The sequence below is a fragment of the Janibacter sp. YB324 genome, from assembly GCF_014217915.1.
Classification (GTDB): Bacteria; Actinomycetota; Actinomycetes; order Actinomycetales; family Dermatophilaceae; genus Janibacter; species Janibacter indicus.
The window spans coordinates 2,587,169-2,612,462 of sequence record NZ_CP060120.1; the positions used below are offsets into that span (position 1 = coordinate 2,587,169).

Here is a 25,294-nt window from a genome sequence, read left to right on the forward strand (position 1 = left end):
GAGGAAGTCATGCTGGCGTCGATTCTGCCGCATCGCACCGACGGTCCACAGCGACGACCGGACCGGCCTCCCCTTCGCCTCCCGGGTGTGGCAACGTAACGACCCACAGCCGCCCGTCGGGGCGATGACACGCAGCAGGGGGCCACGTGGCGCAGACGAGTCGACGACACCACCCGATGATCGGGGTGCTCAGCCTGCTCGCCGCGCTCGGCGTCCTCCTGCTCGGCGGCACGAGCGCTGCCGCGCAACCGGCCGACGCCCCCTTCAGCGTCGACGACCAGATCACCGACCGGGCCGGCGTCCTCTCCGACACCGACGGCCTCCAGTCCGACCTCGAGCGCCTGCAGGACGAAGAGGACCTGCAGCTCTTCGTCGTCTACGTCGATTCCTTCGACGGGCAGTCCGGCGAGGAGTGGACCCGCGAGACCTTCGAGACCTCGGGCATGGGCGGCAACGACGTCCTGCTCGCCGTGGCGGTGGAGGACCGCGCCTACGGCATGTGGACCACCGAGGACTCCGGCCTGAGCTCCGGGGGCCTGTCGGCCGTCCAGACACGCGACGTCGAGCCGCGGCTCGGCGACGACGACTGGTCCGGGGCCGTGTCCGCGGCCGTCCAGGGCCTGTCCCAGGACTACGCCCGGCAGCAGACCGACGACTCCGGGTCGAGCATCCTCCCGGGTGGCGGCTTCAACCCCTTCGGGTCCTTTTTCACCTTCTTCCTCCTCATCGTCCTGGCACCGATGGCGCTCAAGGTCGTCGGCATGCTCGTGTCGCGTCTCGGCAAGGACAAGCGGTCCACGACGCAGGCTCCCCCGATCAACCAGCCGGCCACGGTCATGCCGTCGGTGAGCACCGACCAGATGCGTCAGGACGTCTCCACCGCGCTCGTCGAGCTCGACAACGCCATCCGCTCCTCGGCCGAGGAGCTGGAGTTCGCCAAGGCGCAGTTCGGCGAGCAGGCGACGCGGCAGTTCACCGACGCGCTCACGGCCGCGCGCAGCCGGGCGGGTGAGGCCTTCCGCATCCAGCAGGAGCTCGACATCGCCCGCGGCGCAGGCAGGCTGGCCGACCCCGAGGAGCGGGCGCGACTGGCCCAGATCCTCGAGCTGACCCGCGCGGCCGACGAGGAGCTCGACGCGCAGGAGGAGGAGTTCACCCGGCTGCGCGACCTCGAGGCCAATGTCCCCACCTTCCTGTCGTCGCTGCGCACCCGCATCTCCGAGGTCGAGGCCCGCCTCCCCGTCGCTCGTCAGGAGCTCTCCGGCCTGTCCGCGACCCACCCCCACGACTCGCTCACCACCCTGTCGACCAACCTCGATCAGGCCCCGCGCCTCATCGAGGCGGCCAAGGGCTTCGTCGCCGCCGGTGAGCAGCACGTGCAGGCCGGTGAGCGCCCCGCTGCCGTCTCGGCGGCGCGGGCCGCCGAGGACGCCCTCGGTCAGGCCGACTCGCGCCTGGAGATGGTGTTGTCCGCGCGCGCCGTCCTCGCCGACGCGGTCACGGCCCTCGACGCCGCACTCGCTTCGATCTCCTCCGACCTCGTCGACGTCGACCGGCTCAAGGCCAACGACCAGGTGACGACCTCTGCCGTCGGCGAGGCCCGGCGCGCCGTCGACGTCGGCACCCGCGCGCGCTCCGGGGGCGACGTCCTCGGCGCCCTCGCGGGCCTCGAGCGCGCCGAGCACTACCTCGATCAGGCGCTCGAGCGCTACCGCAAGGACGCCGACCGCACGAGCGAGCGCACCGAGAAGTTCAACCGCCGCTACGAGCACGTCCGCGCCCGGATCGCCGTCGTCGAGCGGGAGATCAACGGCGCGCGCGGCATGCTCGACTCCGGTCCGCGCACCCTCATCGCCGAGGCCTCGCGCCTGCTCGCCGAGGCCCACGCCTCCCGCGAGAGCGACCTCGACCTCGCCTCCGAGCGGGTCAACCAGGCCGAGGCCTACGCGGAGCGCGCCTTCAACGCCGTGACCTCCTCCCGCCACGACGACTTCTCCGGGTTCGGTGGCTTCGGCGGCGGGCGCAACAACGGCATCGACATCGGCTCGCTCGTCCTCGGCGGCATCCTCTCCGGCGGGTTCAGCGGCCGGGGCGGTGGCTGGGGCGGCTCCTCCGGCGGCTTCGGCGGGGGCGGCTTCGGCGGCGGAGGCGGAGGCGGCGGAGGCGGCTTCGGCGGGGGTGGTCGCTTCTGACCGGCGGCACGTCCACCCCCTTCGCCCACCGGGTCCACGCGTGACCCCGCGACCACAGCAGATCCCGAGCACCACGACCGGCGGTCCCCACCGCCAGGAGGACAGCACGATGACCCAGAAGCAGACCATCCTCGGCCGCGTCAGCCAGCTCGCCAAGGCCAACATCAACGCGCTGCTCGACCGCGCCGAGGACCCGGAAAAGATGCTCGACCAGCTCGTCCGGGACTACACCAACTCCATCGCCGAGGCCGAGGAGGCCGTCGCCCAGACGATCGCCCACGTGCGCATGGCCGAGGGCGACCTCAAGGCCGACCGCGAGGCCGCGACCGAGTGGGGCAACAAGGCCGCCGCCGCGGCCAAGAAGGCCGACGAGCTGACCGCCGCCGGCGACACCGCCGGTGCCGACAAGTTCACCAACCTCGCCCGCGTCGCCCTGCAGCGGCAGATCCAGCACGAGGGCGAGGCCAAGGAGGCCGAGCCGACGATCCAGGCGCAGAATGCGCAGGTCGAGCAGCTCAAGTCCGGTCTGGTGAGCATGAAGACCAAGCTCGAGGACCTCAAGGCGCGCCGCTCCGCGCTCGTGGCCCGGGCCCGCTCGGCCGAGGCGCAGGCGCGGGTGCAGCAGGCCGTCGGCTCGATCGACGTCATGGACCCCACGAGCGAGCTGGGTCGCTTCGAGGACCGCATCCGCCAGCAGGAGGCGCTCGTCCAGGGCCGCGCCGAGGCGCAGTCGGCCACCCTCGAGGACCAGTTCGCCGAGCTCGAGGACCACAGCCAGGACGCCGAGATCGAGGCGCGGCTCGCCGCGCTGCGCGGCCAGGCCTGACCATGTGGTGGCTGCTCGGCGGGCTCGCCGCCGTCGTCGCCGGCCTCGTCGCCGTGATCGCCCGACGGGGTGGGAGCATGACGCCGCCCCAGACCGACGGCGAGGACCCGGTCAAGGCCAACCGCGAGCGCTTCGACGGTGCGGGCACCGGGGGCGGCAGCATCGGTGGCGGTTTCGGGGTCGGCTGATCCGCGACGCTCCACCTGCCTGACGGACACACCTCGAGGTCCCCGCCCCGCACGAGCCCCACACTCGCGCGGGGCGGGGATCATCGCGTTCGGCCACCCACGCGGCCCGCGGTGCCTCTAGGCTACAGGTCACGGCGCGGACCCTCCGCGCGGCGAAGGGAGACGAGACCATGTGGTGGATCATCGGAGGCATCGGTGTCGTCGCCGGCGTGTGCGCCGCCGTCATCTCCCGTCGCGGTGGGTCGATGGACCGCACCGACATCGACGGCCACGGCATGGGCGCCGCCCACGCCATCAGCACCCGCAACGACGGCGGCGGCCCCGCGGGCTCCTGACCTGGGGTGGTGTCCTCCCGTGGCCGCTGCCCCGTCCCGTCACGCTCAGGGGCGCGGCGCGTGCACGACCTGCTGGGCGTCGGTCAGGCCCTTGGCGATGACCAGCTCGACCGCGTCGGCGGCGTCGTCGACGAGGAAGGGCAGCTCCTTGCGCTCGGTCGACGAGAAGTCCTTGAGCACGTAGTCCGCGGCGTCCATGCGTCCCGGGGGCCGGCCGATGCCGACGCGCACCCGCAGGTAGTCCTTGGTGCCGAAGGAGCTGGAGATCGACCGGAGACCGTTGTGCCCCCCTTCGCCCCCGCCGAGCTTGAGCCGCACCTCGCCGAAGGGGATGTCGAGCTCGTCGTGCACGACGACCGTGCGCGCCGGCGGGACGGAGAAGAACCCGGCGAGCGCCTTGGTCGGGCCTCCGGAGAGGTTCATGTAGGAGCTCGGGACGGCGATGATCGCGCGGTCTCCGGGCGGTGGGCCGAGTCGGACCGACTCCGCCGCGGCGCCCGCCTTGTGCTTGCGCAGCCGCGCCCCTGCCCGCTCGGCGAGGTGCTCGATGACCATCGCGCCGACGTTGTGCCGGTTGCCGACGTACTGCGGTCCGGGGTTGCCGAGACCGACCACGAGCCAGGTGTCATCACTCACGAGGCCCCACCCTATGCAATGCCGAAGGGGGCGCCCGTCACCTCGTCGTCCACAGCCCCGCCCCACACGTCCTGCCGAGATCGGCGCCCGGTGGCAGGGTGATCGTGGGCGGTGAGGGGCACCGCCGGAAGGGGATCCACGTGACCAACCTGCCGACCCGCTTGCGAGAGTGGGCCACGTCCTTCGGCCGCCGCGACCCGGAGCCCGAGCCGGACCCGCAGACGACGCAGACGATCGAGGAGCTGCGACGCACGACCGCGGCGACCGTCGTCGCCATGGACGACGCGATACGCGCCTCGGCCCGCGAGCTCGAGACCGCCAGGTCGCAGGTCGGCGGACACGCCTGCCGGCGCTTCGTCGCCACGCTGGAGTCGGCTCGCCGGCTGCCCGACGATGCCCTGGCGCGGCACCGCGAGGCGGTCGAGCTCGCCGGCTCGGGTGCCGACGACACGACCGAGCGCATCCGGCTGAGCCAGGTCATCGACCTCGCGCGCCGGGTCGACGAGCTCCTCGACGGTGACGCCGAGGAGTTCGCCCGGCTGCGCGACCTGCGGACCCGGGCTCCACAGCTCCTCGAGGCTCTGGTCCTGCGGGCCGGTGAGGTCGAGCACGAGGCCGTCGCGGCCGACGACGAGCTGGCGCGCCTGCGCGCCGACCACCCGGCCGACGGCCTGGTGACGGTCGCCGACAACCCCGACCGCGCCCGGGAGCTCGCCACCGCAGCGCGACGCCTCGTCGACGAAGGACGGGCACACCTCGCCGACCGCGACGACCGAGCCGCTGCAGTGGTCGCCGCCCGTGGGGCCGAGGCCGCGCTCCACCAGGCCCGCGCCGAGCTCCGCGAGGTCGCCGAGGCGCGCTCGGCCCTGGCCACCGCGCGTGAGGACGTGCGGGCCGCCCTGGCGTCCATCCGGTTCGATCTCGCCGACGCGCGGCGCCTGGAGGCCACCGATGCGACCACCACCGCAGCCCTCGAGCGCGCCCACCCGGTCATCGACTCCGCCGAGACGGCGCTGGCCGAGGGTGGGGACCTGCTCGGCGCCCTCGCCGAGCTCACCACCGCAGAGCAGGCCATCGACGACGCCCTCGTCGAGCACCGCGATGCCGACGACCAGCGGCGCCGGGCGCACACCCGGCTCGAGCGTCGGGTGCGCAATGCCGAGGCCTTCGTCGCGGGGGTCGACCGGCGGCTCGCCTCCTCGGTCGCCGGCACGGCGGACAACCGCTCGGCGATCTCCCGGGCGGGGCACCTCGTCGAGGAGGCCCGCACGCACCTGACCGACGACCCCGAAGCGGCCACCTTGCGTCTGGACGAGGCGATGGCCCTGGCCCAGGCCATCCAGGCCGAGCTCGACGAGGCCACCCGCGAGGCGACGGCCCGCTACTACGCCGAGGACCGCCACCGCTCGGGCTCGGTGGCCGAGATGACCGTCGACGCCCTCGCCGCCGGGCTCATCGGTCTGCTCTCCCTCGGCTGGGGCGGCTCGTCCTCGGGCGGCTCCTCGTCGGGTGCGTCCGGTTTCGGCGGCGGCCGCTTCTAGCCCGAGCACGACGAAGGGGCGGGACCTCCGTGGTGGAGATCCCGCCCCCTTCGAGACGGCGATGCCGGTGGGTCACTCCTGCTCGGAGGACTCCTCGCCACCCTCGGTGGCCTCGGCGTCGCCCTCGGCAGCCTCGGCGTCGGACTCGTCGTGCTCGATGCCGGCCTCGGCCTCGGCCTCGGCGAGCTCGGCCTCGAGCTCCTCGGCGGAGATCTGCTGGCTGATGTTGACGACGAGCAGCTCGGCGTCGGAGGCGAGCGTCGAACCGGCCGGCATCTCGACCTGGCCGGCGAGGATCTGGGTGCCGACCTCGAGGCCCTCGACCGAGACGACGAGCGCCTCGGGCAGGTTGGTGACGTCGGCCTCGATCTCGAGGGTCGCGTTGTCGACCGTGACGACGGTCTCGGGGGCGGCGTCGCCCTCGACGTGGACGGGGACCTCGACGGTGACCTTCTCGCCGCGCTTGACGATGACGAGGTCGACGTGCTCGATGATCGGCTTGATCGGGTCGCGCTGGACGTCCTTGGCCAGGGCCAGCTGGTCGCCCTCGCCGTCGACGGCGATGGTGAGGAGCGCGTTGGGGTTCTTCAGCGCCTGGAAGGTGTCGTGGAAGGGCAGGGCCAGGTGGACCGGGGCCTCGCCGTGGCCGTAGAGGACGGCGGGGACCTTGTCGGCGCGGCGCAGCTTGCGGGCCGCGCCCTTGCCGAACTCGGTCCGCTTGTCGGACACCAGGCGGATCTCGTCGCTGGACATGTCGTGCTCCTTGGGTCGGGGGTGCCCGCGCAGGGAGCGGGCGTGTCTCGTGGGCGGTGGCCTCGACGTGGGACGCGGCGCGGACGTGGATGTCGACGCGCGGGCAAGCCCACAGGACGGCACCGCGTCGATCACGGATCGCTGCGACCGTGCAGCGTCCCTCGCCGAGGCAACCCCGAGATACTAGTGGACCCGCTCGGGCTCGGCCAACTCGGTCTCGCCGGGCTCGTCGCCACCGGCCACGATGGCCGCGTCGACGTCGGCGACGGGCAGCGCGGCCCCGGCCACCTCCCCTTCGCCGAGCTTGACCATGACGACACCGGCGAGCACGGCGAGGCCGCCGAGCAGCTGGACCGGGGACATCGCCTGGCCGACGACGAGCCACGCGAAGACGATCGCGAAGAGGACCTCGCTCAGCCCGACGAAGGAGGCGATGGTCCCGCCGAGCAGGCGGGCGGCCGCGATGCCGGAGGCGTAGGCCACGGCGCCGGCGACGATCGCCAGCTCGGCGACCGCGACCCACCACGGCGCCGACCAGCCGGCGAGGTCGACCGGGTCGGTCGACGCGGCCATGGGCAGCCAGCCGAGCGCGGCGACCGCGAGCAGCCCGAGGGCCCCGACGGCCAGCCCTCCCCCGGCGAAGCTGATCGGCGGCAGGGCCTCCTCCTCGTCGGCCGCGACGAGGAAGAAGACGACGAGCCCGACCGCGGCGAGCAGGCCCCACAGGACGCCGACGACGTCGAGCCGGGCGCCCGAGGCGACGTCGAGGACGAGGACGAGGCCGAGGACGGCGGCGCCGACCCCGGCGGCCGTCAGTCGGCTGGGCCGGCGACCGTGGCGCGCCCAGACCCAGCCGACGATGAGGACGGGAGCGAGGTACTCGAGGAGCAGCGCGACGCCGACTGACAGGTGGTCGACGGCCATGAAGTACGCGAACTGGCACCCCGCGACCGCGAAGACCCCGTACGCCAGCAGGCGAGGGATGTTGCGCCGCACCAGGTGCCAGTGCCCACGCATGGCGATGGCCGCGGGCACGGCCATGACGAGCGCGGCCCCGGTGATCCGCGCGGTGACCAGCGCACCGGGTGTCCAGCCGGTCTCCAGCAGCGCGGCACCGAAGGTGCCCGAGGAGCCGAAGGTCGCCGCCGAGAAGAGGGCGACGAGCAGCCCGAGGGCGAAGGGGGACCGCGCTGCGGTCTGGGTGGGGGCCGGCACGGCTCCTCCTGACGTCATGAGTCACGTAACCTGTTGGTGATGACGCTAGGCCTCCCGACCGTCAGGAGTCAACGTGACCTTTGCCCATGACACCGATGTGGCGCTGCAGACCGCTGCGGCGCTGGTCAACACTGCCGTCGGCGCCTTCCCCGACGACGCGGGCGACACCCTCGAGACGGTCGAGCAGCTCCGGGACTTCTACATCGGGTGGGCATGGACCGGCCGCTTCGACGGCGACGCCGCCGAGCTCGACCAGGCGCGCTCCCTGCGCCCCCGACTGCGGGCGGTGTGGGAGGCCGCGGGCGACGACGAGGCCGCGGTCGCGCTCGTCAACGACCTGCTGCGCACCGGCGAGGCCCTCCCCCAGCTCGTCGACCACGACGACTACGGCTGGCACATCCACGCGACCGACGCCGACGCCCCCTTCGCCCGCCGGATGCAGGTCGAGGCCGCCATGGCCTTCGTCGACGTCATCCGGGCCGGGGAACTCTCCCGGCTGCGGGTCTGTGCCGCCGACGACTGCGACGACGTGCTCGTCGACCTCTCGCGCAACCGGTCCAAGCGCTACTGCGACGGCGGCTGCGGCAACCGGCTCGCCGCCGCCGCCTATCGCTCACGCCGCTCCTGAGCACGACTTCGGCCCAGCGCGGGACTCCCGCGCTGGGCCGAGTCGTCGTGGGGCCTCAGGTGAAGAGGCTGGTGACCGACCCGTCCTCGAAGACCTCGCGGATGGCGCGGGAGACGAGCGGGGCGATCGACAGGACCGTGAGGCCGTCGAACTTCTGCTCGTCGGTGAGGGGCAGGGTGTCGGTGACGATGATCTCCTCGGCGGCGCAGGCCTGCATCCGCTCGACGGCCGGGCCGGAGAAGATCGCGTGCGTCGCGGCGATGATGACACCGGCGGCGCCGTCTTCCATGAGAGCGTCGGCGGCCTTGGTGATGGTGCCGGCCGTGTCGATCATGTCGTCGACGAGCACGCACCAGCGGCCCTCGACCTCACCGACGACGCGGTTGGCGACCGACTCGTTGGGCCGCTCGATGTTGCGCGTCTTGTGGATGAAGGCCAGCGGCACGTCGCCGAGCTGGCGCGACCACTGCTCGGCGACCTTGATCCGACCCGCGTCCGGGGAGACGACGGCGAGCTGGCGGTCGCCGTACTTGTCCTTGACGTAGTCGGCGAGGATCGGCCGGGCCATGAGGTGGTCGACCGGGCCGTCGAAGAAGCCCTGGATCTGGTCGGTGTGCAGGTCGACGGCGATGAGCCGGTCGGCGCCCGCGGTCTTGAAGAGATCGGCCATGAGGCGGGCGGAGATCGGCTCGCGCCCCTTGTGCTTCTTGTCCTGGCGGGCGTAGCCGTAGAAGGGCTGGACGACGGTAATCCGCTTGGCGCTGGCCCGCTTGAGCGCGTCGACCATGAGCAGCTGCTCCATGATCGCCTCGTTGATCGGCGTGGAGTGGCTCTGCAGGACGAAGGCGTCGCACCCGCGCACCGACTCCTCGTAGCGCACGTAGATCTCGCCGTTGGCGAACTCGTAGGCGCTCGACGGCACGAGGTCGGTGCCCAGCTCGGCGGCGACCGCATCGGCCAGCTCGGGGTGGGTGCGCCCCGTGAAGACCATGAGGTTCTTCTCGGTCGTCTTGTTGATGCCGGTCACTGGGAGTCCTCGCTGGTGTCGGGGGTGGCGGTGGAGTCGGACGAAGGGGGTGTGGCCGCGGCCCGGGCGGCCGCCTCGGTGGGCGTGCCGGCGCGCTGCGCCGCGACCCAGCCGTCGATGTTGCGCTGGCGGCTGCGGGCGATGCCGAGCTGGCCGGGGCCGACCGCGTCGGTCAGGGCGGAGCCGGCGGCGACGTAGGCACCGTCGGCCACCTCGACCGGCGCGACGAGCACGGTGTCGGAGCCGACGAAGGAGTGCTTGCCGATGACGGTCTGGTGCTTTTTGACCCCGTCGTAGTTGGCGAAGATCGTGCCGGCGCCGATGTTGGCCCCCTCGCCGATGATCGCGTCGCCCGCGTAGGTGAGGTGCGGGACCTTGGCCCCGTCGCCGATCTTGGCGTTCTTCGTCTCGACGAAGCCGCCGATCTTCCCCTTCGCTCCGAGGACGGTCCCGGGACGCAGGTAGGAGAAGGGCCCGACCGTGGCGTTGGCACCGACGACGGCGAGGTTGCCCTCGGCCCGCTTGACCTCGGCGCCGTCGCCGACCTCACAGTCGATGAGGGTGACCTCGGGGCCGATCGTCGCCTCGGCGCCGATGCTCGTGGCGCCGAGCAGCTGGGTGCCGGGCAGGACACGGGTGTCGGCGCCGATCGTCACGTCGACGTCGATCCACGTCGTGGCCGGGTCGACGATCGTCACGCCGGCGCGCATGTGCCGCTCGCAGGTGCGGCGGTTGAGCTCGCGGCCGAGCTCGGCGAGCTGGACGCGGTCGTTGACCCCCTCGGTCTGCCAGAGGTCGGTGAGCACGTGCGCGGTGACGCGGCCACCGGCCGCGCGGGCGAGCTGCAGGACGTCGGTGAGGTACTTCTCGCCCTGGACGTTGTCGCTCGTGACATTGGCCAGCTCGCGACGCAGCACCTGGGCGTCGAAGGCGTAGATGCCGGAGTTGATCTCGCGGATCTCGCGCTCGGCGTCGCTCGCGTCCTTGAACTCCACGATCCGCTCGACGTTGCCCTCGGCGTCGCGGACGATGCGGCCGTAGGCCTTGGCGTCCTCGAGGACCGAGGTGATGACGGTGACGGCCGCCTGCGCCTCGACGTGCGCCCGGGTCAGCTCGCTGATCGTCTCCGCGGACAGCAGCGGCACGTCACCCATCGTCACGACGACGGTGCCGGTGAGGTCGGCCGGCAGGGCATCGAGACCGCACTCGACGGCGCGGCCGGTGCCCTTGACCTCGTCCTGGTCGGCGGTGCGGCAGGCGATCTCGCTGCGGGCGGCGTAGTCGTCGATGAACTCGGCGACGCGGTCTCGCTGGTGGCGGATGACGACGACGGTCTCCGCCGCACCCGCGCCCGAGGCGGCCCGCATCGCGTGGCCGAGGAGCGGGGCCCCACCGATGGGGTGGAGGACCTTGGGGAGGGTCGACTTCATCCGGGTCCCCTCGCCGGCAGCGAGGATGATGACTGCATCTGGACGGACGTCGTTCACGCGGTGTCTCCGGGGTGTCGGGGGCGCGGCCGACCGTCTGGGCCGCGTCGCCACTGTAGCGGCCACCCGCCCGCGGCCACGACCTCACCCGTCACCGCCGCCCCACCCGGCCGCATCGCCCTAGGGCGATGCCAGGTTGAGGCTGCATTGCCGTAGGGCAATGCGACAGATGGGGAGAGGTCACCGGTCGTCGGCGTCGAGCTCCTCGTCGATCGCCTCGCCCGTGACGTCGTGGGCGCGGACGCTGGCGAGGTGCGCACCGCCGAGCGGGTCCCCGTGCCAGCGCACGAGGTCCCACCCCTCGCCGGCCCGGCCGTCGAGCATGACCATGCCGGTGTTGTTGATCCAGCGGCCCTCGACCTCGTCGGCGTCGAGGCCCGCCGCCAGCGCTGCGTAGACGCGGATCGCGGCGCCGTGGCTGAAGAGGGCCACCGTATCGCCACGCCCGTGCCCCTGCGCGATGTCCCGCACCGCGGCGTCGTAGCGCGCCATGAAGTCGTGGCCGTTGGTCCCACCCGCGAGCGCGTGGTCGAGATCGCCGTGCAGCCACGCGGCGAGCCCGCCGAGGTAGGCCTCGACGGCCGCCCGGTCCGACCGCATCTCGAAGTCGCCGGCAGCGATCTCCTGCAGCCCCTCGCGCACGTGCACGTCGATCGAACGCTCCTGCGCCAGAGGCGATCCCGTCAGCTGGGTGCGGACCAGCGGTGACGCGTAGACCGCGCTCACGTCCTCGTCGGCCAGCGCCTCCGGGACGGCCGCGGCCTGTCGCTGCCCGAGCTCGGTCAGCCCGGCGCCGGGGAAGGCGGTGTCGAGCGCACCGGTGACGTTGTGAGGGGTCTGGCCGTGACGGATGAGGAGGAGACGCACTCCAGCAGGCTACGCAGGTGGGTGCCTCCCCTCGGACGCGGTCCGGGTGACCGGCTCAGCCCTGCGAAGGGGGCGCACCGCCGGGCTGACCGCCACCGGGCTCGCCACCACCACCGGCGCCACCACCGGTCGGCTCGGTGGTCGTGTCGACGCCGACGACCAGGGTGACGTCGTACCCCTTCGTCACGCTGCCACTGACGTCCGCGAGCTGACTCGTGCCCCCGTCGTCGCCGAAGACGTTGTCGCTCGTCAGGCTCAGGCTCGACAGTTTGTCCACCGAGGCCTCGTAGCCGTCGGTGGCGTAGACCGTGGTGCACACGTCCTGGGGCAGCGCGACCTGGGAGGTCGCGATGGCGTTGGAGGCGTCGGTGATGCTCCCCTCGTCGGGGTAGACCTCGAAGTGGATGTGCGGCCACCGACCGGAGTAGCAGGCCGGGAAGATGCTCATGAAGCTCACCGTGCCGTTGTCGTCGGCGACCTGGACACCGCGCAGGTAGTTCTCGTCCTCGACACCCTCGGAGTACATCGAGTAGTTGCCGTCGCGATCGCAGTGCCACACGTAGACCGCGACGCCGGCGAAGGCACCACCGCCCTCGGCGAGGTCCTTGATCTTCAGCGTCAGGGTCATCGGGACCCCCTCGGCGGTCGTCGTGCTGCTGCCGAAGCTCGAGCGGATGTCCTGCCGCACGACGCCGCTCTCCTCGAGGACGTCGGGACCGTTGCTGCCGTCCCCGGGGTAGGGGCCGGCGGTCTCGTCGGGGATCTCGGTCAGCGAGCTCGAGCTGCCGCTCGTGCTCGAGCTGGAGCCCGAGCTCGCTGACGTGGCACTGCTGCTCGAGCTGCCGCTCGAGCCCTCGCCGCTGCCGGCACAGGCCGTGAGGCCCAGCACGGTCCCGGCCCCGAGAAGGCCGAGCATCCGGCGGCGCCCGACGAGCGTGCCGATGTCGAACTGCAGTCCCTGGTCGACGAGCTCCTCGTCCTGCTTCGGCAGCACCCGCCCCTCGTGGGTCCGTGGTGTCGTCATGGCCATCTCCTTCGCTCGCTGCCTCCGGGTCATGGACCCAAGCCAAGCCCCGCAGGTTGTGGGTCCGCTGTGGGGTCGCCATGACGCAGCGATGCCCCGGCGACCCGGGAGACGGCCCTGCACGGTCACCGCCCGACTGCGTCCTCGAGCACCGCGACGAGCGGGGCGGGCGCCCGGTCGAGATCGAGCGCCTCGACGAGCAGCCTCGCGTAGCGGGCCTTGCGGCCCGACTGCGAGGTGAGGAAGCGGCGCAGCACCTCCTCACGGGTCCACCCCCGCTGGGAGGGCATCTGCGCCAGCAGGCGGAGCGAGGTGGCCTCCCCCGCGGCCTCGATGACGGCCTGGGCACCGTCGGGGCCGACCGCGCGCAGCAGCTCGTCCTCGAGATCACGGTCGCACGCGTGGAACCCGACCTCGGCCAGCTCGATGTCCGCCGACCCGACGTCGCCGGTGACGAGGACGCCGGCGACGAGCAGCCCCCTTCGCACGTGGTGCTCCTCGGGGACGTCGTAGAGACCCGCGAGCGCCAGGCCCCGACCGCGCGGGCCGTCGCGCAGCGCGTGGCTGCGCAGGTTGGTGATGCCGCCCATGGCGACGACCTCGACCCCGGCCGCGGCGAGGTCCTCGCCCCGTCGGTGCGCGAGCGCGTGGAGGGCCACCCGGTCGCTCTCGCCCTCGACGAGGAGGACGGTCCGTGGCGTGCTCACCCCACCATTGGGCTCCGGGCGCGCCTGCGGCGCAAGCGGTTTATCGTCGCGACCATGACCGCCGAGCACCCGCCCTGCCTCGACGCCGACCGGCTGCGCCGCGTCGTGCTCGTCGTGGCCCTGATCAACTTCGCCTACTTCTTCGTGGAGTTCACCGTCGCCCTGCTCGCCGGGTCGGTCTCCCTGCTCGCGGACAGCGTCGACTTCCTCGAGGACACGGCGATCAACCTGCTGATCTTCATCGCGCTCGGGTGGCCCCTCGCCCGCCGGGCGCTCATGGGCAAGGCGATGGCCCTCGTCATCCTCGGGCCCGCCGCCGTGGCGGGCGTGGCGGCGATCCGCCGCTTCGCCGACCCTGTGGCCCCGGACGTCCTGCCCGTCGTCCTCGCCTCGCTTGGCGCCATCGCGGTCAACGGCACGAGCGGGTGGCTGCTCGCCGGGGTGCGTCACGCGGGCGGGTCGCTGAGCCGCGCCGCCTTCCTCTCCGCGCGCAACGACGTGCTCGTCAACATCGCGGTCATCGCGATGGCCGGCATCACCCTGTGGACCGCCTCGGGCTGGCCCGACCTCGTCCTGGGCTGCCTGATCATCCTCATCGCGCTGCACGCGGCGTGGGAGGTGTGGGAGGTCAGCGAGGAGGAGCGCCTGGCGGCCAAGGCCCTTGCGGGAGAGGAGATCGACTGACCTCGGCCGGTCGCGATCAGTCGCGGCGTCGGACCTCGTCCACGCCGACGAGCCACGCGTAGCTGCGGGAGGAGCGGCTGTAGCGGCCACCGGTGCGCTCCTGGTACTCGCGGAGCACGGCGAAGCCGTCCGTCGAGACATCGGCCCCCGGCGAGAGGTCGTCATCGGTCTCGGCGACGAGCTGGGCCGTGCGGGAGTCGACGATGCGGAAGGAGCTCTCGGCCGCGTCGCTGAAGAGCTTGTCGGCAGGCCGGAAGAAGACGATGAGTCGACCCCGCGGGTCGTTGGTGGCGATGCGGTAGCCGTCGGGCACCTCGACACCACCGACCACTTGGTCCGCCAGGGCATCCCGCAGGGTGAGGGTGTCCCCGTCGCGGGAGATCTCGAAGCGGTCGTGCACGACCGACCCACCGTCCGGCACCTGCTGCGACTTCTCGACCGGAGGTGCGTCGACGGTGACGAAGCGGTCGCCGTCGAGCAGCCTGACGCTGTCGCCGCACCGCACGAGCGGGGTGGCCTCCGCGGCGAGCCGCCCACCCGAGTCACCGGGGTTGTCCAGTCGCGCTCCGCGGCACGACGTGCGCGCCACGTCCTTCCCGGACCGAAGGGAGGTGACCGTCACCTCGTCGCCCTGACGGTGGATCGCCTCGTCATCGCGCACGAGGACCCGGCCACGGGGTGCGTCCGGCCAGGTCCGTGCGATCTTGCCGGTGTCGAGGTCGAGCGCCTGGGTCGTCTGCTCGTCGGGGGTGATGAGGACGTATCGCTGCTCTGGCAAGCCATGGGGGTAGAGCGTGGCCAGGTCCGTGTCGCAACCGACCTCGGTGTCGTGGCTCCACGTGACGCTCGCATCCTCGATCGCCACCCCGGAGACGACGATCCGGCCCCCGGGGACGTCCTCCCCGAGTCGGGCCTCGTCGCTCGTCGACATGCACGAGATCACGGCGACGTGGCGCGTCGACAGGCCGATGACCTCGGCCTCGTCCCCGGGCCGGACCTCCTTGTCACCGTGGGCGACGAGCAGGTCGGTGGCCCGGGCCTCGGCCAAGCCGCTCTCGCTTTCGACGCGCACGTCCCCGCCGAGCGTGGAGACGACGGCACCCTCGGAGGTCAGCACGGCGCTGCCGAAGGCACTGCCCTGCTCCCACCGCTCCCCCGTCGGCGCGTGCTCCACCCAGTCGCCGTCGTCGTCGCCGTAGGCGAACCAGCCATTGGGCCCGATGCTCAGGCTGTACGAGCGGTCCTTGGTGAAGTAGTGGACCCGGCCGTCGATCCCGCTGCTGCCGCTGAACCCTCCCCGGAGGAGGAAGGCGACGACGAGCAGGACGACCACCCCGGCGGCGAGGAGCGCCAGCACGAGCTTCGTGATGTCGGCCGTCTTGCTCGGGGTGCTGCTCATCGCGCGCCCTTCGTCGTCGCGACCCACAGTCGCGTCCCCTCGATCTCCTCGTCGTCCGCCTCGACGAGGATCACGCCGTCGGGCGACACGTCGGCGCCGCTGCGCATGACGCCGTTGGTCCGCACGACGAGGTCACCGGTCCGGATGTCGAAGGCCAGGTAGGTCCCCCGCGGGCGCTCACCTCCCGTGTCGAACTCGACGAAGGTGATCAGCCGGCCCACGGGGCCGAAGGCGCCGAGGGAGAGGTCCTCGGGCACGTCGAGCACCCCGATCTCCTTGTCCTGCAGGCCGTCCCGCAGAGTGACCTTGTCTCCGTCGCGCTCGAGCAGGTAGCGACCGTGGGCGACCTCCTGCCCGTCGGGCAGCTCTTCACCCGTGTCCACCGGCGGGACGTCGATCTCGACCAAGGCGTCGTCCTGGACGACGTGGACGCTGTCGCGGCAGGTGACGAAGGGGGTGACCTCCGGCGCGAGCTGCTGCGTGATCTCGTCAGGCCGGCCCGGGGAGGCCCCCGGGCACTCCACCCGGGTGAGCTCCTTGCCGGTGCGCAGGGACCGCCAGGCGACGGTCTCGTCGTCCTCGCGCACGAGCGCCTTGTCCCCGCTGATGACGATGTCCCGTCGGGGACTGCCCGAGCGCTCCAGCGCGCTCTCGCCCGTCGCGACGTCGACGACGACCTGGTGGTCCTCACCCACCTGCACGAGCGCGTACTGCTGCGCGGGCATCGTCCGGGGCTTGCTGAGCGGCAGCGCGTCGGGGCCGCATTCCAGCCCGATGTCGCGGACCCAGTCGATCGCGGCGTCGTCGAGCGAGAGCCCAGCGAGCACCGCCGAACCGCCATCGACCTCCTCGTTGAGGCGCGCCGGCGACGGCGCCAGGCAGGTCACGACGACGACCTGTTCGTCGCCCATCGCGACGACCCCGACGTTCTCGCCGCCCCACAGGTCGTCATCACCGAACTCGTCGGCGATCTCCTTCGTCGTCCGCGTGCTCGACGACCCCTCCCGCTGCACGAGCACCTTGGCCTCGTCGGGTTGCACGACGACCCCGTCCTGCGAGATCGACATCTGCGAGTTGAGGTCGCCGATCGTCCATGACTCACCCGTGCGCACGTTGTGCGCGACGTAGTCGCCTCCGTCACCGGGGTGGGTCAGCCACCCGTTGGGCCCCAGCTGGATGGCCAGATCCTCGCTGTCCCAGACGACGTTGCCCTCGACCTCGGGCGGGTCGTCGCCGCCGAAGATCCCGCCGAGCCCACCGGGGACGAAGGAGAGGACACCCGCGCAGAACATCCCGACGAGGACGAGCACCCCGACGACCTTGAGCATGAAGACACCGGTGCGCGGTCCGGTCTGCGGCGACAGGTCGTGGGGTGCGGTCACGGCGCCATTGTGGCCGACCGCACCGGCCAGCGCGCACCCTCCGTGGGGCGGGAATGCGGGGGGGACCTCCCTTCGTTAGGGTGATTGAATCATCAATAAACAGCCTCACCACCACAGGAGTGAACGCATGAAGATCGGCATCATCGTCGGGTCCGTCCGCCAGGGTCGCGCTGCGAGCGCTGTCGCGCAGTGGGTGAAGTCCGTCGCCGAGCGCACCGAGGACGTGACCTTCGAGGTCGTCGAGCTGTCCGACTTCGACCTGCCGCTGCTCACCTCCGCGACCGTGCCGGGCATGGCCGACCGCACCTACGACGACGAGCGCGTCGTCCGGTGGGGTCAGGCGATCGACTCCTACGATGGCTTCATCTTCGTCACGCCGGAGTACAACCACTCGATCCCCGGTGCCTTCAAGAACGCCTTCGACTCCCTCGCCCCCGAGTGGATGGGCAAGACGGTCGGCTTCGTCTCCTACGGCGCCGACAACGGCGTGCGCGCGGTCGAGCACTGGCGCACCATCGTCGCCAACTTCCAGATGCACGCGGTGCGTCAGCAGGTCTCGCTGAGCCTGTTCACCGAGTTCGGCGACAACGGCCTGCAGCTCGAGGAGCGTCGCGAGGGAGAGCTGACCACGCTCGTCGAGCAGCTCACCGACGCCACCCGCAAGTTCGTGCTCGCCGACCAGCTGAGCGGCGCCGCTCGCTGAGCCTGACCGGCCACGCGCACGGCCCCGGACCTGCGCGGTCCGGGGCCGTGCGCGTCCGTGGACCGGACGACGGCTCCCCGGGTAGGAGTCGAACCTACGTCGCTAGTCCTGATTCAAAGTCAGGCGGGCCCTGCCGGCAGACCAACCGGGGAACGCCGCCGAAGCGGCTCCGGTCAGGGTAGTCGACGCCTCCGCCCCCTTCGTCACCGACAATGGGAGCCATGAGCGAGCAGGCACCCGAGGAGAGCCCGACGCCCCGACGCGCGCGGATGACCGCCGCGGCCCGGCGCGAGCAGCTCGTCGCGGTGGGCCGTCAGGTCTTCGCCGCGAAGGGGGTCGACGGCACCTCCGTCGAGGAGATCGCCGCGACGGCGGCCGTCTCCAAGCCGGTGGTCTACGAGCACTTCGGTGGCAAGGAGGGCCTCTACGCCGTCGTCGTCGACCGTGAGCTGCGCGCCCTGACCGACGGCGTGACCGCCTCGCTGACCGCCGGCGGCAGCGACCGCGAGACGATCGAGCGCGCGGCGCTGGCCCTGCTCGACTACATCGAGGGCTCGCCAGACGGGTTCCGGATCCTCGTGCGCGATGTCAGCGGCACGGCGCCGTCCGGAACGTATGCCTCGCTCCTGTCGGACGTGGCCGCCGAGGTGGCCCACCTGCTGTCGGACGCCTTCGAGCAGCGCGAGCTCGAGAGCCGCTACGCGCCGATGTACGCCCAGATGCTCGTCGGCCTGGTCTCGCTCACCGGTCAGTGGTGGCTCGAGACCCGCACCCCTCCCAAGGAGGTCGTCGCGGCGCACATGGTCAACCTCGCGTGGAACGGCCTGTCCGGTCTCGACCCGCACGTCAGCATCACCCCCGACGACTGACCCGGGTCCCTACCCTCCGGACGTCCCCAGTGCGTGCAGGTTGGGAGCGTTGATGCCACCTGGCTGCCCATCTCCGGGCATCCAGGTGGCACCAACGCCGCCCGGTGACGTCAACGCCGTCAGATGGTGTCCGCAGGGCCCAGGGCCTTGGACGGTTCCGTCCCCCCTCCCCAGGTCAGGCCTGCTGGAGCTCTCGGTCGCCGGCTCGGAACCACACACCTCCACGAGCTGCGAGGGCCGGCGGTTTGGGGGATCTCGGGCATCCCGACGACGCTCAGGCCCTGTGCCCCACCGCGAAGACGCGACGGAAGGCGAGCAGGACGCCAGCAGGGGTGCGCGGGTAGGCGGCAGTGAGCCGGTCGGCGTAGGCAGCAAGGAAGGCCTCGCGCTCGCCCTCGTCCTCGAGCACCTCGAGCATCGGGCGCAGCCCGGTGCCGCTCACCCAGTCGAGCACCGGGTTGTCGCTCTCGCCGGCGGGGTCGAGCACGTGCGTGTAGGTCGTCTCCCACGCGTCGACGGCGAGGCCGCCCGCGGTGAGCACCTGCAGGTAGGTCGAGGGGTCGCCGGCACCGTAGCGCTTGCTCGCCGCCTCGAGCTCGCCGCTGCGCGGGTGGTCGACGGCGGTCTCGCGCATGAGCGCGTGCGTGGGGGCGTCGAAGTTGCCCGGCACCTGCAGGGCGAACCACCCGCCCGCCGCCAGCGCGTCGACCCAGGTCTCGATGAGCGGCAGGTGCCGCGGAACCCACTGCAGCGCAGCATTGCTCACGATGACGTCCGGCGCCGAGCCCAGGCTCGCGATGTCCCAGTCGGCCAGGTCGGCCTGCACCCACTCGACCCGCCCGTCGGTGTCGAGGGCACGCGCCGCGTCGAGCATCTCGGCGCTGCTGTCGACCCCGACGACCCGTGCCTGCGGCCACCGCTCGGCGAGCGAGAGCGTGAGCGGGCCGTTGCCGCACCCCAGGTCGACGACGAGTCGCGGCTCCTGCGCGGCGACTCGCGCCATGAGGTCGAAGAAGGGACGGGCTCGCTCGTCGGAGAACTGGCCGTACCGGGTCGGGTCCCACGTCGTCATCAGTGCTTTCCTCCTGCCTCGGGTCCGAGCAGCCTAGCCGCCACTCCCCGATTCATCTCGACATCAAGATTCATGACCGCAGGTATTCTTGACGGATGAGCAGCCGCCACGACCCGTCCGACGACGTCGACGCCATCGTCGAGGCCTGGCGACGCGAGCGCCCCGACCTCGACGTCGAGCCGCTCCACGTCTTCTCCCGCGTCTCCCGGCTGGCCCGGCTGCTCGACCTCGACCGCACGAGCGCCTTCGCCCGGCACGAGCTCGAGGGCTGGGAGTTCGACGTGCTCTCCGCGCTGCGTCGCGCCGGTGAGCCCTACCAGCTCTCCCCCGGCCGCCTCGTCCAGGAGACGCTCGTGACCTCGGGGACGATGACCAACCGCATCGACCGCCTCGCCACCAAGGGCTGGGTCGAGCGACTCCCTTCGCCCACCGATCGCCGGGGCGTCATCGTCCGACTGACGCAGGAGGGCCAGTCGGCGGTCGACGCGGCGATGGCCGACCTGCTCTCCCGCGAGGGCGAGCTCCTCGATGACATGTCGACCGACGAGCGCGCCGCGCTCACCCGCGCCCTCAAGCACCTGCTCGCCCCCTTCGAGGCCTGAGCGGGCTCCCCTTCGCCCGGGCTCACCCGACGAGCTCGGCGCACTCCAGCCACTCGAGCTCGAGCATCTCCTTTTCCTCCGCGAGCTCGCCGAGCGTCGCATTGAGCTGCGCCAGCCGCGTGTGGTCGTGCACCGACTCGGCCATCTCGTGGTGCAGCTTGTCCTCGCGGGCGGCCACCTTGGCCAGCTGCTTCTCGATCCGGGCCATCGCCTTGCGGGCCTCGCGCTGCGTCGCCGGGTCCACGCTCGCCTCCGCCGATGACGAAGGGGGACCATCTGCCCCCTTCGTCGTGGTCGCCGTGGCCTGCGCCACCACGTCACGGGCACCGGTGGTGCCGGCCTGCGCGGCGCGCAGCCGCAGGTACTCGTCGACACCGCCGGGCACGTGCCGCAGCCGGCCGTCGAGGATCGCGTACTGCTGGTCGGTGACCCGCTCGAGCAGGTATCGGTCGTGGGAGATGACGATGAGCGTGCCCGGCCACGAGTCGAGCAGGTCCTCCATCGCCGCGAGCATGTCGGAGTCGACGTCGTTGGTCGGCTCGTCGAGGGCGATGACATTGGGCTCGTCGAGGAGCAGGAGCAGCAGCTGAAGGCGCCTCTTCTGACCGCCGGAGAGGTCGTCGACGCGCGCCGACAGGTGCTCGCGGGCAAAGCCGAGCCGCTCGAGCAGCTGCGCCGGCGTGTGGTCGCGCCCCTCGATGGTGAAGGTCGTCTTCGTGCGGGCGAGCACCTCGCGCACCCGGTCGGAACCGATGCTCGCCAGCTGCGAGAACTGCTGGTCGAGGAAGCCGAACTTCACCGTCTTGCCGCGCTTGACCCGCCCGCTCGTCGGCGCGATCGTCCCGGCGACGAGCCCCAGGAGGGTCGACTTGCCGGCGCCGTTGGCGCCGAGGATCCCGGTGCGCTCGCCCGGCGCGATGCGCCAGGTGATGTTGCGCAGGATCGTGCGGTCGCCGAAGCTCACACCCGCGTCCTCGAGGTCGATGACGTCCTTGCCCAGACGGGCGACGGCCATCCGCTGCAGCTCGATGGGGTTGCGCACCGGGGGCACGTCCTCGATGAGCTGGTTGGCGGCGTCGATGCGGAACTTCGGCTTCGAGGTGCGCGCCGGAGCGCCACGACGCAGCCAGGCGAGCTCCTTGCGCATGAGGTTCTGGCGCTTCTGCTCGGTCGCGGCAGCGATGCGGTCGCGCTCGACCCGCTGGAGGACGTAGGCGGCGTAGCCGCCCTCGAAGGGCTCGACGATGCCGTCGTGGACCTCCCAGGTCTCGGTGCACACCTCGTCGAGGAACCACCGGTCGTGGGTGATGACGAGGAGGCCGCCCGACGTGCGCGCCCACCGTCGCTTGAGGTGCTCGGCGAGCCACGAGATGCCCTCGACGTCGAGGTGGTTGGTCGGCTCGTCGAGGGCGATGAGGTCCCACTCGCCGACGAGGAGCGCGGCGAGCGCCACCCGACGCCGCTGACCACCCGACAGCTCGCCGACGCGCGCGTCCCACGGCACGTCGGAGACGAGGCCGCCGATGACGTCGCGCACCGCGGGGTCGCCGGCCCACTCGTGGTCGGGTCGGTCGCCGACGATGCTGTGCCCGACGGTCGCCGCGGGGTCGAGGTCGTCGGTCTGGCCGAGGACACCGAAGCGCACGCCACCACGGCGGGTGATCCGGCCGGACTGGGGCGCGATGGTCCCGGCGAGCATGCCGAGCAGGCTCGACTTGCCGTCGCCGTTGCGCCCGACGAGCCCGATCCGGTCGCCCTCCTCGATGCCGAGGCTGACCGAGTCGAAGACGACGCGCGTGGGGTACTCGAGGTGGAGCGACTCGGCTCCGAGGAGGGGCGTGGCCATCAGGACGTGCGCACCGTCGGCAGGACGTGGGCACCCTGGACCGGCCCGGTGGCGCGCAGGACGTCACCGGCGACCCCCGACGCGGTGAGCGCCACGGCGACGTCGATGGCCCCCTCCGCGGACTCGGTGAGGATCGCGACGGTCGGGCCCGACCCGGAGACGATCGCGGCGAGCGCCCCGAAGCCCATGGCGGCCTCGATGACCTCGCCGATGCCCGGCTGCAGCGCGATCGCGTCAGCCTGCAGGTCGTTGTCGAGGACGGGCGCGAGTGCGCTCGGGTCACCGGCACGCAGCGCGCTCATCAGGGCGGCACTGGGGTGCGGGTCATCGAGCCGGGTGCCCGCCGTGCGCTGGTCGAAGGCGGAGTAGACCATCGGCGTCGACAGCCCGCTCGCGGCCGACGGGACGAAGACCCAGTGATAGGTCCCCTTGGCCAGCACGGCCGTGACGACCTCGCCACGGCCCGACCCGACCGCCGTCCCGCCGTGGAGGAGGAAGGGCACGTCGCTGCCGATGCCGGCGGCGATCTCCTCGAGCTCCTCCCGCGGCATGGCGGTGCCCCACAGGGCGTCACAGGCGACGAGCGCCGCGGCGGCGTCGGCCGAGCCTCCGGCCATACCGCCGGCGACGGGGATCTCCTTGTGGATCGACAGGTGGACCGGCTCCTGGCCCCCGGTGTGCTCCGAGAGGGCGAGCGCAGCACGCAGCGCGAGGTTGGACTCGTCGGTCGGCACCTTGTCGGCGTCACGACCACGGACCGAGCAACCCCAGTCGTCGGTGAGCGCGGCGGTGACGTCGTCGTGCAGGCCGACGGCCTGGTAGACGGTCGAGAGGGCGTGGAAGCCGTCGTCGCGCAGCGGGCCGACGAAGAGCTCGAGGTTGACCTTCGCCGGGGCGCGCACGGTGACGGGTGCGGGCGACTCGAGGACGGAGGTCATGGCGTCACCCTAGCCATGAGTTCCTCGGTGATCCGCGCGAAGGCCGCCACGTCGAGCTGCTCGCCCCGGGTGCGAGGGTCCACCCCGGCGGCGAGGAGGGCCTGCTCGGCGATCTCACCCGAGCCGGCCACGGAGCGAAGGGAGGCCCGCAGCGTCTTGCGTCGCTGGGCGAAGGCTGCGTCGACGACGGCGAAGACCTGCTCGCGCGTCGCCGCGGTCTGCGGCGGCTCACGGCGCACGAGACGGACCAGCCCGGAGTCGACATTGGGCACCGGCCAGAAGATCGTCCGGGAGACCCGACCCGCGAGGGCCACGTCGGTCCACCAGGCGGCCTTGACGCTCGGGACGCCATAGGTCTTGCTGCCGGGGTCGGCGGCAAGGCGCTCGGCGACCTCGAGCTGGACCATGACCAGGACGCGCTCGATGCTCGGGAAGGTCTCGAGGAAGTGCAGCACGACCGGCACGGAGATGTTGTAGGGCAGGTTGGCCACGAGGGCGGTGGGCGCCGGCCCGGGCAGCTCGGTCACGGACATCGCGTCGGCGTGGACGACCTCGAGGCGCGCTGCGGCGCCCGGCGCCTCCTCGGCGACGGTGCCGGGCAGCGCTGCGGCGAGCACCGGGTCGACCTCGACGGCCGTCACCCGGCCGGCCGCCTCGAGCAGCGCGAGGGTGAGCGACCCGAGGCCGGGGCCGATCTCGACGACGTGGTCCTGCGCCGTGACCTCCCCCGCGCGCACGATGCGCCGCACGGTGTTGGCGTCGACGACGAAGTTCTGTCCCCACTGCTTCGTCGGGCGCACCCCGTGGCGCTGCGCCAGCTCGCGGATGCGGGCCGCCCCGAGCAGGCCACCGGGCCCGTCCTCGGGGTGCGTGGGCTGCTCGCTCGTCATGGGGGTGACTCTATGACGACGGGCCCCCACGACCGAGTCGGTCGTGGGGGCCCGTCGTCACGTTCCCAGGGAGGTCGTCGAGCGACCGTCCCGGGGCGCGGGTCAGGCCGCGTGGGCGCAGCCCCAGGGCTGCAGGCCACGGTCGGCGTAGACGCGGTTGGCCACGGTGATCTGCTCCTCGCGGGTGGCGAGGTCGGCACGCTGGGCGAAGTCCCCTCCGCCCGCGCCGAGCCAGGTCTGGATGTCGAACTGCAGGCCGCCGTAGTAGCCGTTGCCGGAGTTGATCGACCAGTTGCCCGTCGACTCGCACTGGGCGATGCGGTCCCACATCGCGGCGCGCGAGGTGTCGAGGCCGGAGCTGCTCGAGGAGGACGTCGGCTCGGGAGCGGGCGTCGAGGCCTTGGGCGTCGAGGCCTTGGGCGTCGAGGCCTTGGGCGTCGAGGCCTTCGGCTGCGAGGTCGGCTCCGGCGCGGGGGCCGGCTTCGGCGCGGGCTTCGGCTTCGGGGCCGGGCGGGCCTTGGTCCCCTGGCGCACGATCTTGTCGACCGGCTGCTGGGTCACCTTGGTCGAGGTCCGCTTGGAGAAGACGACGTCACCGTTCTTGTAGGTGAAGCTGTAGGTGGAGGTGCGCGAGCCCGCGCGGCCCTCCTGGTCGACCTTGGTCGTGCCCTCGTAGAGCGAGGAGTCCTGCTTGACGACCGTCTCGAAGGGGATGGCCTCGGTCCGGGTGCCCGGCTTGCGGTTGACGCGGTCCAGGCGGATCGTCATGCCGTCCTTGACGCTGGCGGAGGCGCCCGGCTTGATGAGGTCGTTGCTGTCGTAGCGGACCTCGGCCTGGGTCAGGGCGTCCTCGACCGTGGTGGCCGTGACGGTCGCGGTCGAGCGCTTGCCGCCGACGAGGAGCTTGATCTCCTTGGGGGTGCTCACACGCAGGTCCAGGCCCTTGCGGCCGATGGACTGCGAGCGCGAGGCGGAGAGCACCGCGCCGTCGCCGTTGCGGATACCCAGCTGCTTGAGCGCGTCGCCGACCGTGGTGGCGGTCGTCCAGTACTCGCGCTCCTTGCCGTCCACGGTGACCGTCAGCTTGCGGCCGTAGCGCACGACGATGGTCTGGCCGTCGTCGACAGGGCTGTCGGCGGAGGGCGTGACGACGTCGTGGGGGCCCAGGTCGATGCCCTGCTTGTCGAGGACGTCACCGACGGTGCCGCCGAAGGCGTGGACGGTGGACTTCTCGCCGTCGACCGACAGGGCGACGGACTTGTCCATGACGACGACGCCCGAGACGCCGAGCGCCAGGGCGCCGACGACGCCGGCCTGGGTGATGCGACGGATCGCGGGTGAACTCACAGTGCTCCGATGTTTGAAACTCCCGGGCACCGGTGGGTCCGCGCACGGGGACCCAAAGAAGGCGGGCGCCTGTGTTAGCGAAAAGATCAGGGGAAACCGGCCCCGGCCAACAGCGGACTACCTTGCCCGACAGGTC

Annotated in this window: 25 protein-coding genes and 1 tRNA gene; 10 read left to right on the forward strand and 16 right to left on the reverse strand. The window is 72.2% G+C overall.

What is annotated here, in order from left to right; all coding sequences use genetic code 11:
- Positions 1–146 precede the first annotated feature (146 nt).
- The 4 genes from H7A72_RS17010 (at position 147) to H7A72_RS12665 (ending at position 3,541) form a co-directional block, all read left to right on the forward strand.
- Entirely contained in the window at positions 147–2,192 is a 2,046-nt protein-coding gene (locus H7A72_RS17010) for a TPM domain-containing protein (protein ID WP_305066829.1), read from the forward strand.
- 109 nt (positions 2,193–2,301) lie between these two features.
- Positions 2,302–3,018, forward strand: coding sequence for a PspA/IM30 family protein (locus tag H7A72_RS12655; protein ID WP_072625357.1), 717 nt, complete (start codon positions 2,302–2,304; stop codon positions 3,016–3,018).
- 2 nt (positions 3,019–3,020) lie between these two features.
- A complete protein-coding gene (locus tag H7A72_RS12660) occupies positions 3,021–3,206 on the forward strand; it encodes a hypothetical protein (protein WP_084450173.1) in 186 nt (61 codons plus the stop codon).
- 170 nt (positions 3,207–3,376) lie between these two features.
- Positions 3,377–3,541 carry a hypothetical protein gene (locus H7A72_RS12665; protein ID WP_185220762.1) on the forward strand — a complete coding sequence of 55 codons (165 nt, stop codon included), beginning with the start codon at positions 3,377–3,379 and terminating at the stop codon, positions 3,539–3,541.
- A gap of 45 nt (positions 3,542–3,586) precedes the next feature.
- Here H7A72_RS12665 and pth read toward each other — a convergent pair whose 3' ends face one another.
- On the reverse strand, positions 3,587–4,177 hold the full coding sequence (gene pth / locus H7A72_RS12670; protein WP_185220763.1) for an aminoacyl-tRNA hydrolase: 591 nt from the start codon (positions 4,175–4,177) through the stop codon (positions 3,587–3,589).
- Positions 4,178–4,317: 140 nt separating this feature from the next.
- Between pth and H7A72_RS12675 the strand changes: the two genes are divergently transcribed.
- Complete coding sequence (locus tag H7A72_RS12675; protein WP_185220764.1) at positions 4,318–5,718, forward strand: hypothetical protein; 1,401 nt, start codon at positions 4,318–4,320, stop codon at positions 5,716–5,718.
- A 72-nt stretch (positions 5,719–5,790) separates the two neighbouring features.
- Here the strand turns inward: H7A72_RS12675 and H7A72_RS12680 are convergent, their stop codons facing one another.
- Positions 5,791–6,471, reverse strand: coding sequence for a 50S ribosomal protein L25/general stress protein Ctc (locus tag H7A72_RS12680; protein ID WP_185220765.1), 681 nt, complete (start codon positions 6,469–6,471; stop codon positions 5,791–5,793).
- A 183-nt stretch (positions 6,472–6,654) separates the two neighbouring features.
- On the reverse strand, positions 6,655–7,686 hold the full coding sequence (locus H7A72_RS12685) for a DMT family transporter (RefSeq protein ID WP_223277643.1): 1,032 nt from the start codon (positions 7,684–7,686) through the stop codon (positions 6,655–6,657).
- A gap of 73 nt (positions 7,687–7,759) precedes the next feature.
- Here H7A72_RS12685 and H7A72_RS12690 point away from each other — a divergent pair, with 73 nt between their 5' ends.
- On the forward strand, positions 7,760–8,314 hold the full coding sequence (locus tag H7A72_RS12690) for an ABATE domain-containing protein (RefSeq protein ID WP_084450169.1): 555 nt from the start codon (positions 7,760–7,762) through the stop codon (positions 8,312–8,314).
- Between the two features lie 55 nt (positions 8,315–8,369).
- Here the strand turns inward: H7A72_RS12690 and H7A72_RS12695 are convergent, their stop codons facing one another.
- The 5 genes from H7A72_RS12695 to H7A72_RS12715 all read right to left on the reverse strand — a co-directional run bounded on the left by H7A72_RS12695 (position 8,370) and on the right by H7A72_RS12715 (position 13,426).
- Complete coding sequence (locus tag H7A72_RS12695; protein WP_072625364.1) at positions 8,370–9,341, reverse strand: ribose-phosphate diphosphokinase; 972 nt, start codon at positions 9,339–9,341, stop codon at positions 8,370–8,372.
- Positions 9,338–10,828 (reverse strand): bifunctional UDP-N-acetylglucosamine diphosphorylase/glucosamine-1-phosphate N-acetyltransferase GlmU, encoded by a 1,491-nt coding sequence (glmU, locus tag H7A72_RS12700; RefSeq protein ID WP_185220767.1) that lies wholly within the window; start codon positions 10,826–10,828, stop codon positions 9,338–9,340. The genes H7A72_RS12695 and glmU overlap by 4 nt, the downstream gene beginning before the upstream one ends.
- A 180-nt stretch (positions 10,829–11,008) precedes the next feature.
- Positions 11,009–11,695: a histidine phosphatase family protein gene (locus H7A72_RS12705; RefSeq protein ID WP_185220768.1), complete on the reverse strand. Its 687-nt coding sequence runs from the start codon at positions 11,693–11,695 to the stop codon at positions 11,009–11,011.
- A 55-nt stretch (positions 11,696–11,750) separates the two neighbouring features.
- The gene (locus H7A72_RS12710) at positions 11,751–12,719 is read right to left on the reverse strand and encodes an intradiol ring-cleavage dioxygenase (protein WP_223277644.1); all 969 of its coding nucleotides are present in this window, start codon (positions 12,717–12,719) and stop codon (positions 11,751–11,753) included.
- 125 nt (positions 12,720–12,844) lie between these two features.
- Positions 12,845–13,426: a TOPRIM nucleotidyl transferase/hydrolase domain-containing protein gene (locus H7A72_RS12715; protein WP_084450165.1), complete on the reverse strand. Its 582-nt coding sequence runs from the start codon at positions 13,424–13,426 to the stop codon at positions 12,845–12,847.
- Between the two features lie 54 nt (positions 13,427–13,480).
- Here H7A72_RS12715 and H7A72_RS12720 point away from each other — a divergent pair, with 54 nt between their 5' ends.
- The gene (locus H7A72_RS12720; protein WP_185220770.1) at positions 13,481–14,110 is read left to right on the forward strand and encodes a cation transporter; all 630 of its coding nucleotides are present in this window, start codon (positions 13,481–13,483) and stop codon (positions 14,108–14,110) included.
- A 16-nt stretch (positions 14,111–14,126) separates the two neighbouring features.
- Here the strand turns inward: H7A72_RS12720 and H7A72_RS12725 are convergent, their stop codons facing one another.
- A complete protein-coding gene (locus H7A72_RS12725; protein WP_185220771.1) occupies positions 14,127–15,509 on the reverse strand; it encodes a hypothetical protein in 1,383 nt (460 codons plus the stop codon).
- On the reverse strand, positions 15,506–16,891 hold the full coding sequence (locus H7A72_RS12730; RefSeq protein WP_185220772.1) for a hypothetical protein: 1,386 nt from the start codon (positions 16,889–16,891) through the stop codon (positions 15,506–15,508). Before H7A72_RS12730 ends, H7A72_RS12725 begins: the two co-directional genes overlap by 4 nt.
- Positions 16,892–17,018: 127 nt before the next feature.
- Here H7A72_RS12730 and H7A72_RS12735 point away from each other — a divergent pair, with 127 nt between their 5' ends.
- A complete protein-coding gene (locus H7A72_RS12735; RefSeq protein WP_185220773.1) occupies positions 17,019–17,594 on the forward strand; it encodes an NADPH-dependent FMN reductase in 576 nt (191 codons plus the stop codon).
- Positions 17,595–17,667: 73 nt separating this feature from the next.
- On the opposite strand, the gene H7A72_RS12740 is transcribed toward H7A72_RS12735, so the two are convergent.
- A tRNA-Gln gene (locus H7A72_RS12740) sits at positions 17,668–17,746 on the reverse strand.
- A 69-nt stretch (positions 17,747–17,815) separates the two neighbouring features.
- On the opposite strand from H7A72_RS12740, the gene H7A72_RS12745 reads away from it, so the two are divergent.
- On the forward strand, positions 17,816–18,463 hold the full coding sequence (locus H7A72_RS12745) for a TetR/AcrR family transcriptional regulator (protein WP_223277645.1): 648 nt from the start codon (positions 17,816–17,818) through the stop codon (positions 18,461–18,463).
- A 274-nt stretch (positions 18,464–18,737) separates the two neighbouring features.
- Here the strand turns inward: H7A72_RS12745 and H7A72_RS12750 are convergent, their stop codons facing one another.
- Positions 18,738–19,535, reverse strand: a complete 798-nt coding sequence (locus H7A72_RS12750; protein ID WP_185220774.1) for a methyltransferase domain-containing protein — start codon at positions 19,533–19,535, stop codon at positions 18,738–18,740.
- A 95-nt stretch (positions 19,536–19,630) separates the two neighbouring features.
- Between H7A72_RS12750 and H7A72_RS12755 the strand changes: the two genes are divergently transcribed.
- The gene (locus H7A72_RS12755) at positions 19,631–20,137 is read left to right on the forward strand and encodes a MarR family winged helix-turn-helix transcriptional regulator (protein WP_185220775.1); all 507 of its coding nucleotides are present in this window, start codon (positions 19,631–19,633) and stop codon (positions 20,135–20,137) included.
- 22 nt (positions 20,138–20,159) lie between these two features.
- Here the strand turns inward: H7A72_RS12755 and H7A72_RS12760 are convergent, their stop codons facing one another.
- The 4 genes from H7A72_RS12760 to H7A72_RS17015 form a co-directional block, all read right to left on the reverse strand.
- Complete coding sequence (locus H7A72_RS12760) at positions 20,160–21,983, reverse strand: ABC-F family ATP-binding cassette domain-containing protein (RefSeq protein WP_185220776.1); 1,824 nt, start codon at positions 21,981–21,983, stop codon at positions 20,160–20,162.
- Positions 21,983–22,921 carry a 4-(cytidine 5'-diphospho)-2-C-methyl-D-erythritol kinase gene (locus H7A72_RS12765; RefSeq protein ID WP_185220777.1) on the reverse strand — a complete coding sequence of 313 codons (939 nt, stop codon included), beginning with the start codon at positions 22,919–22,921 and terminating at the stop codon, positions 21,983–21,985. The genes H7A72_RS12760 and H7A72_RS12765 overlap by 1 nt, the downstream gene beginning before the upstream one ends.
- Positions 22,918–23,811, reverse strand: coding sequence for a 16S rRNA (adenine(1518)-N(6)/adenine(1519)-N(6))-dimethyltransferase RsmA (gene rsmA, locus H7A72_RS12770; RefSeq protein WP_185220778.1), 894 nt, complete (start codon positions 23,809–23,811; stop codon positions 22,918–22,920). The genes H7A72_RS12765 and rsmA overlap by 4 nt, the downstream gene beginning before the upstream one ends.
- A 102-nt stretch (positions 23,812–23,913) precedes the next feature.
- Positions 23,914–25,158: a resuscitation-promoting factor gene (locus tag H7A72_RS17015; RefSeq protein ID WP_305066830.1), complete on the reverse strand. Its 1,245-nt coding sequence runs from the start codon at positions 25,156–25,158 to the stop codon at positions 23,914–23,916.
- Positions 25,159–25,294: the final 136 nt, after the last annotated feature.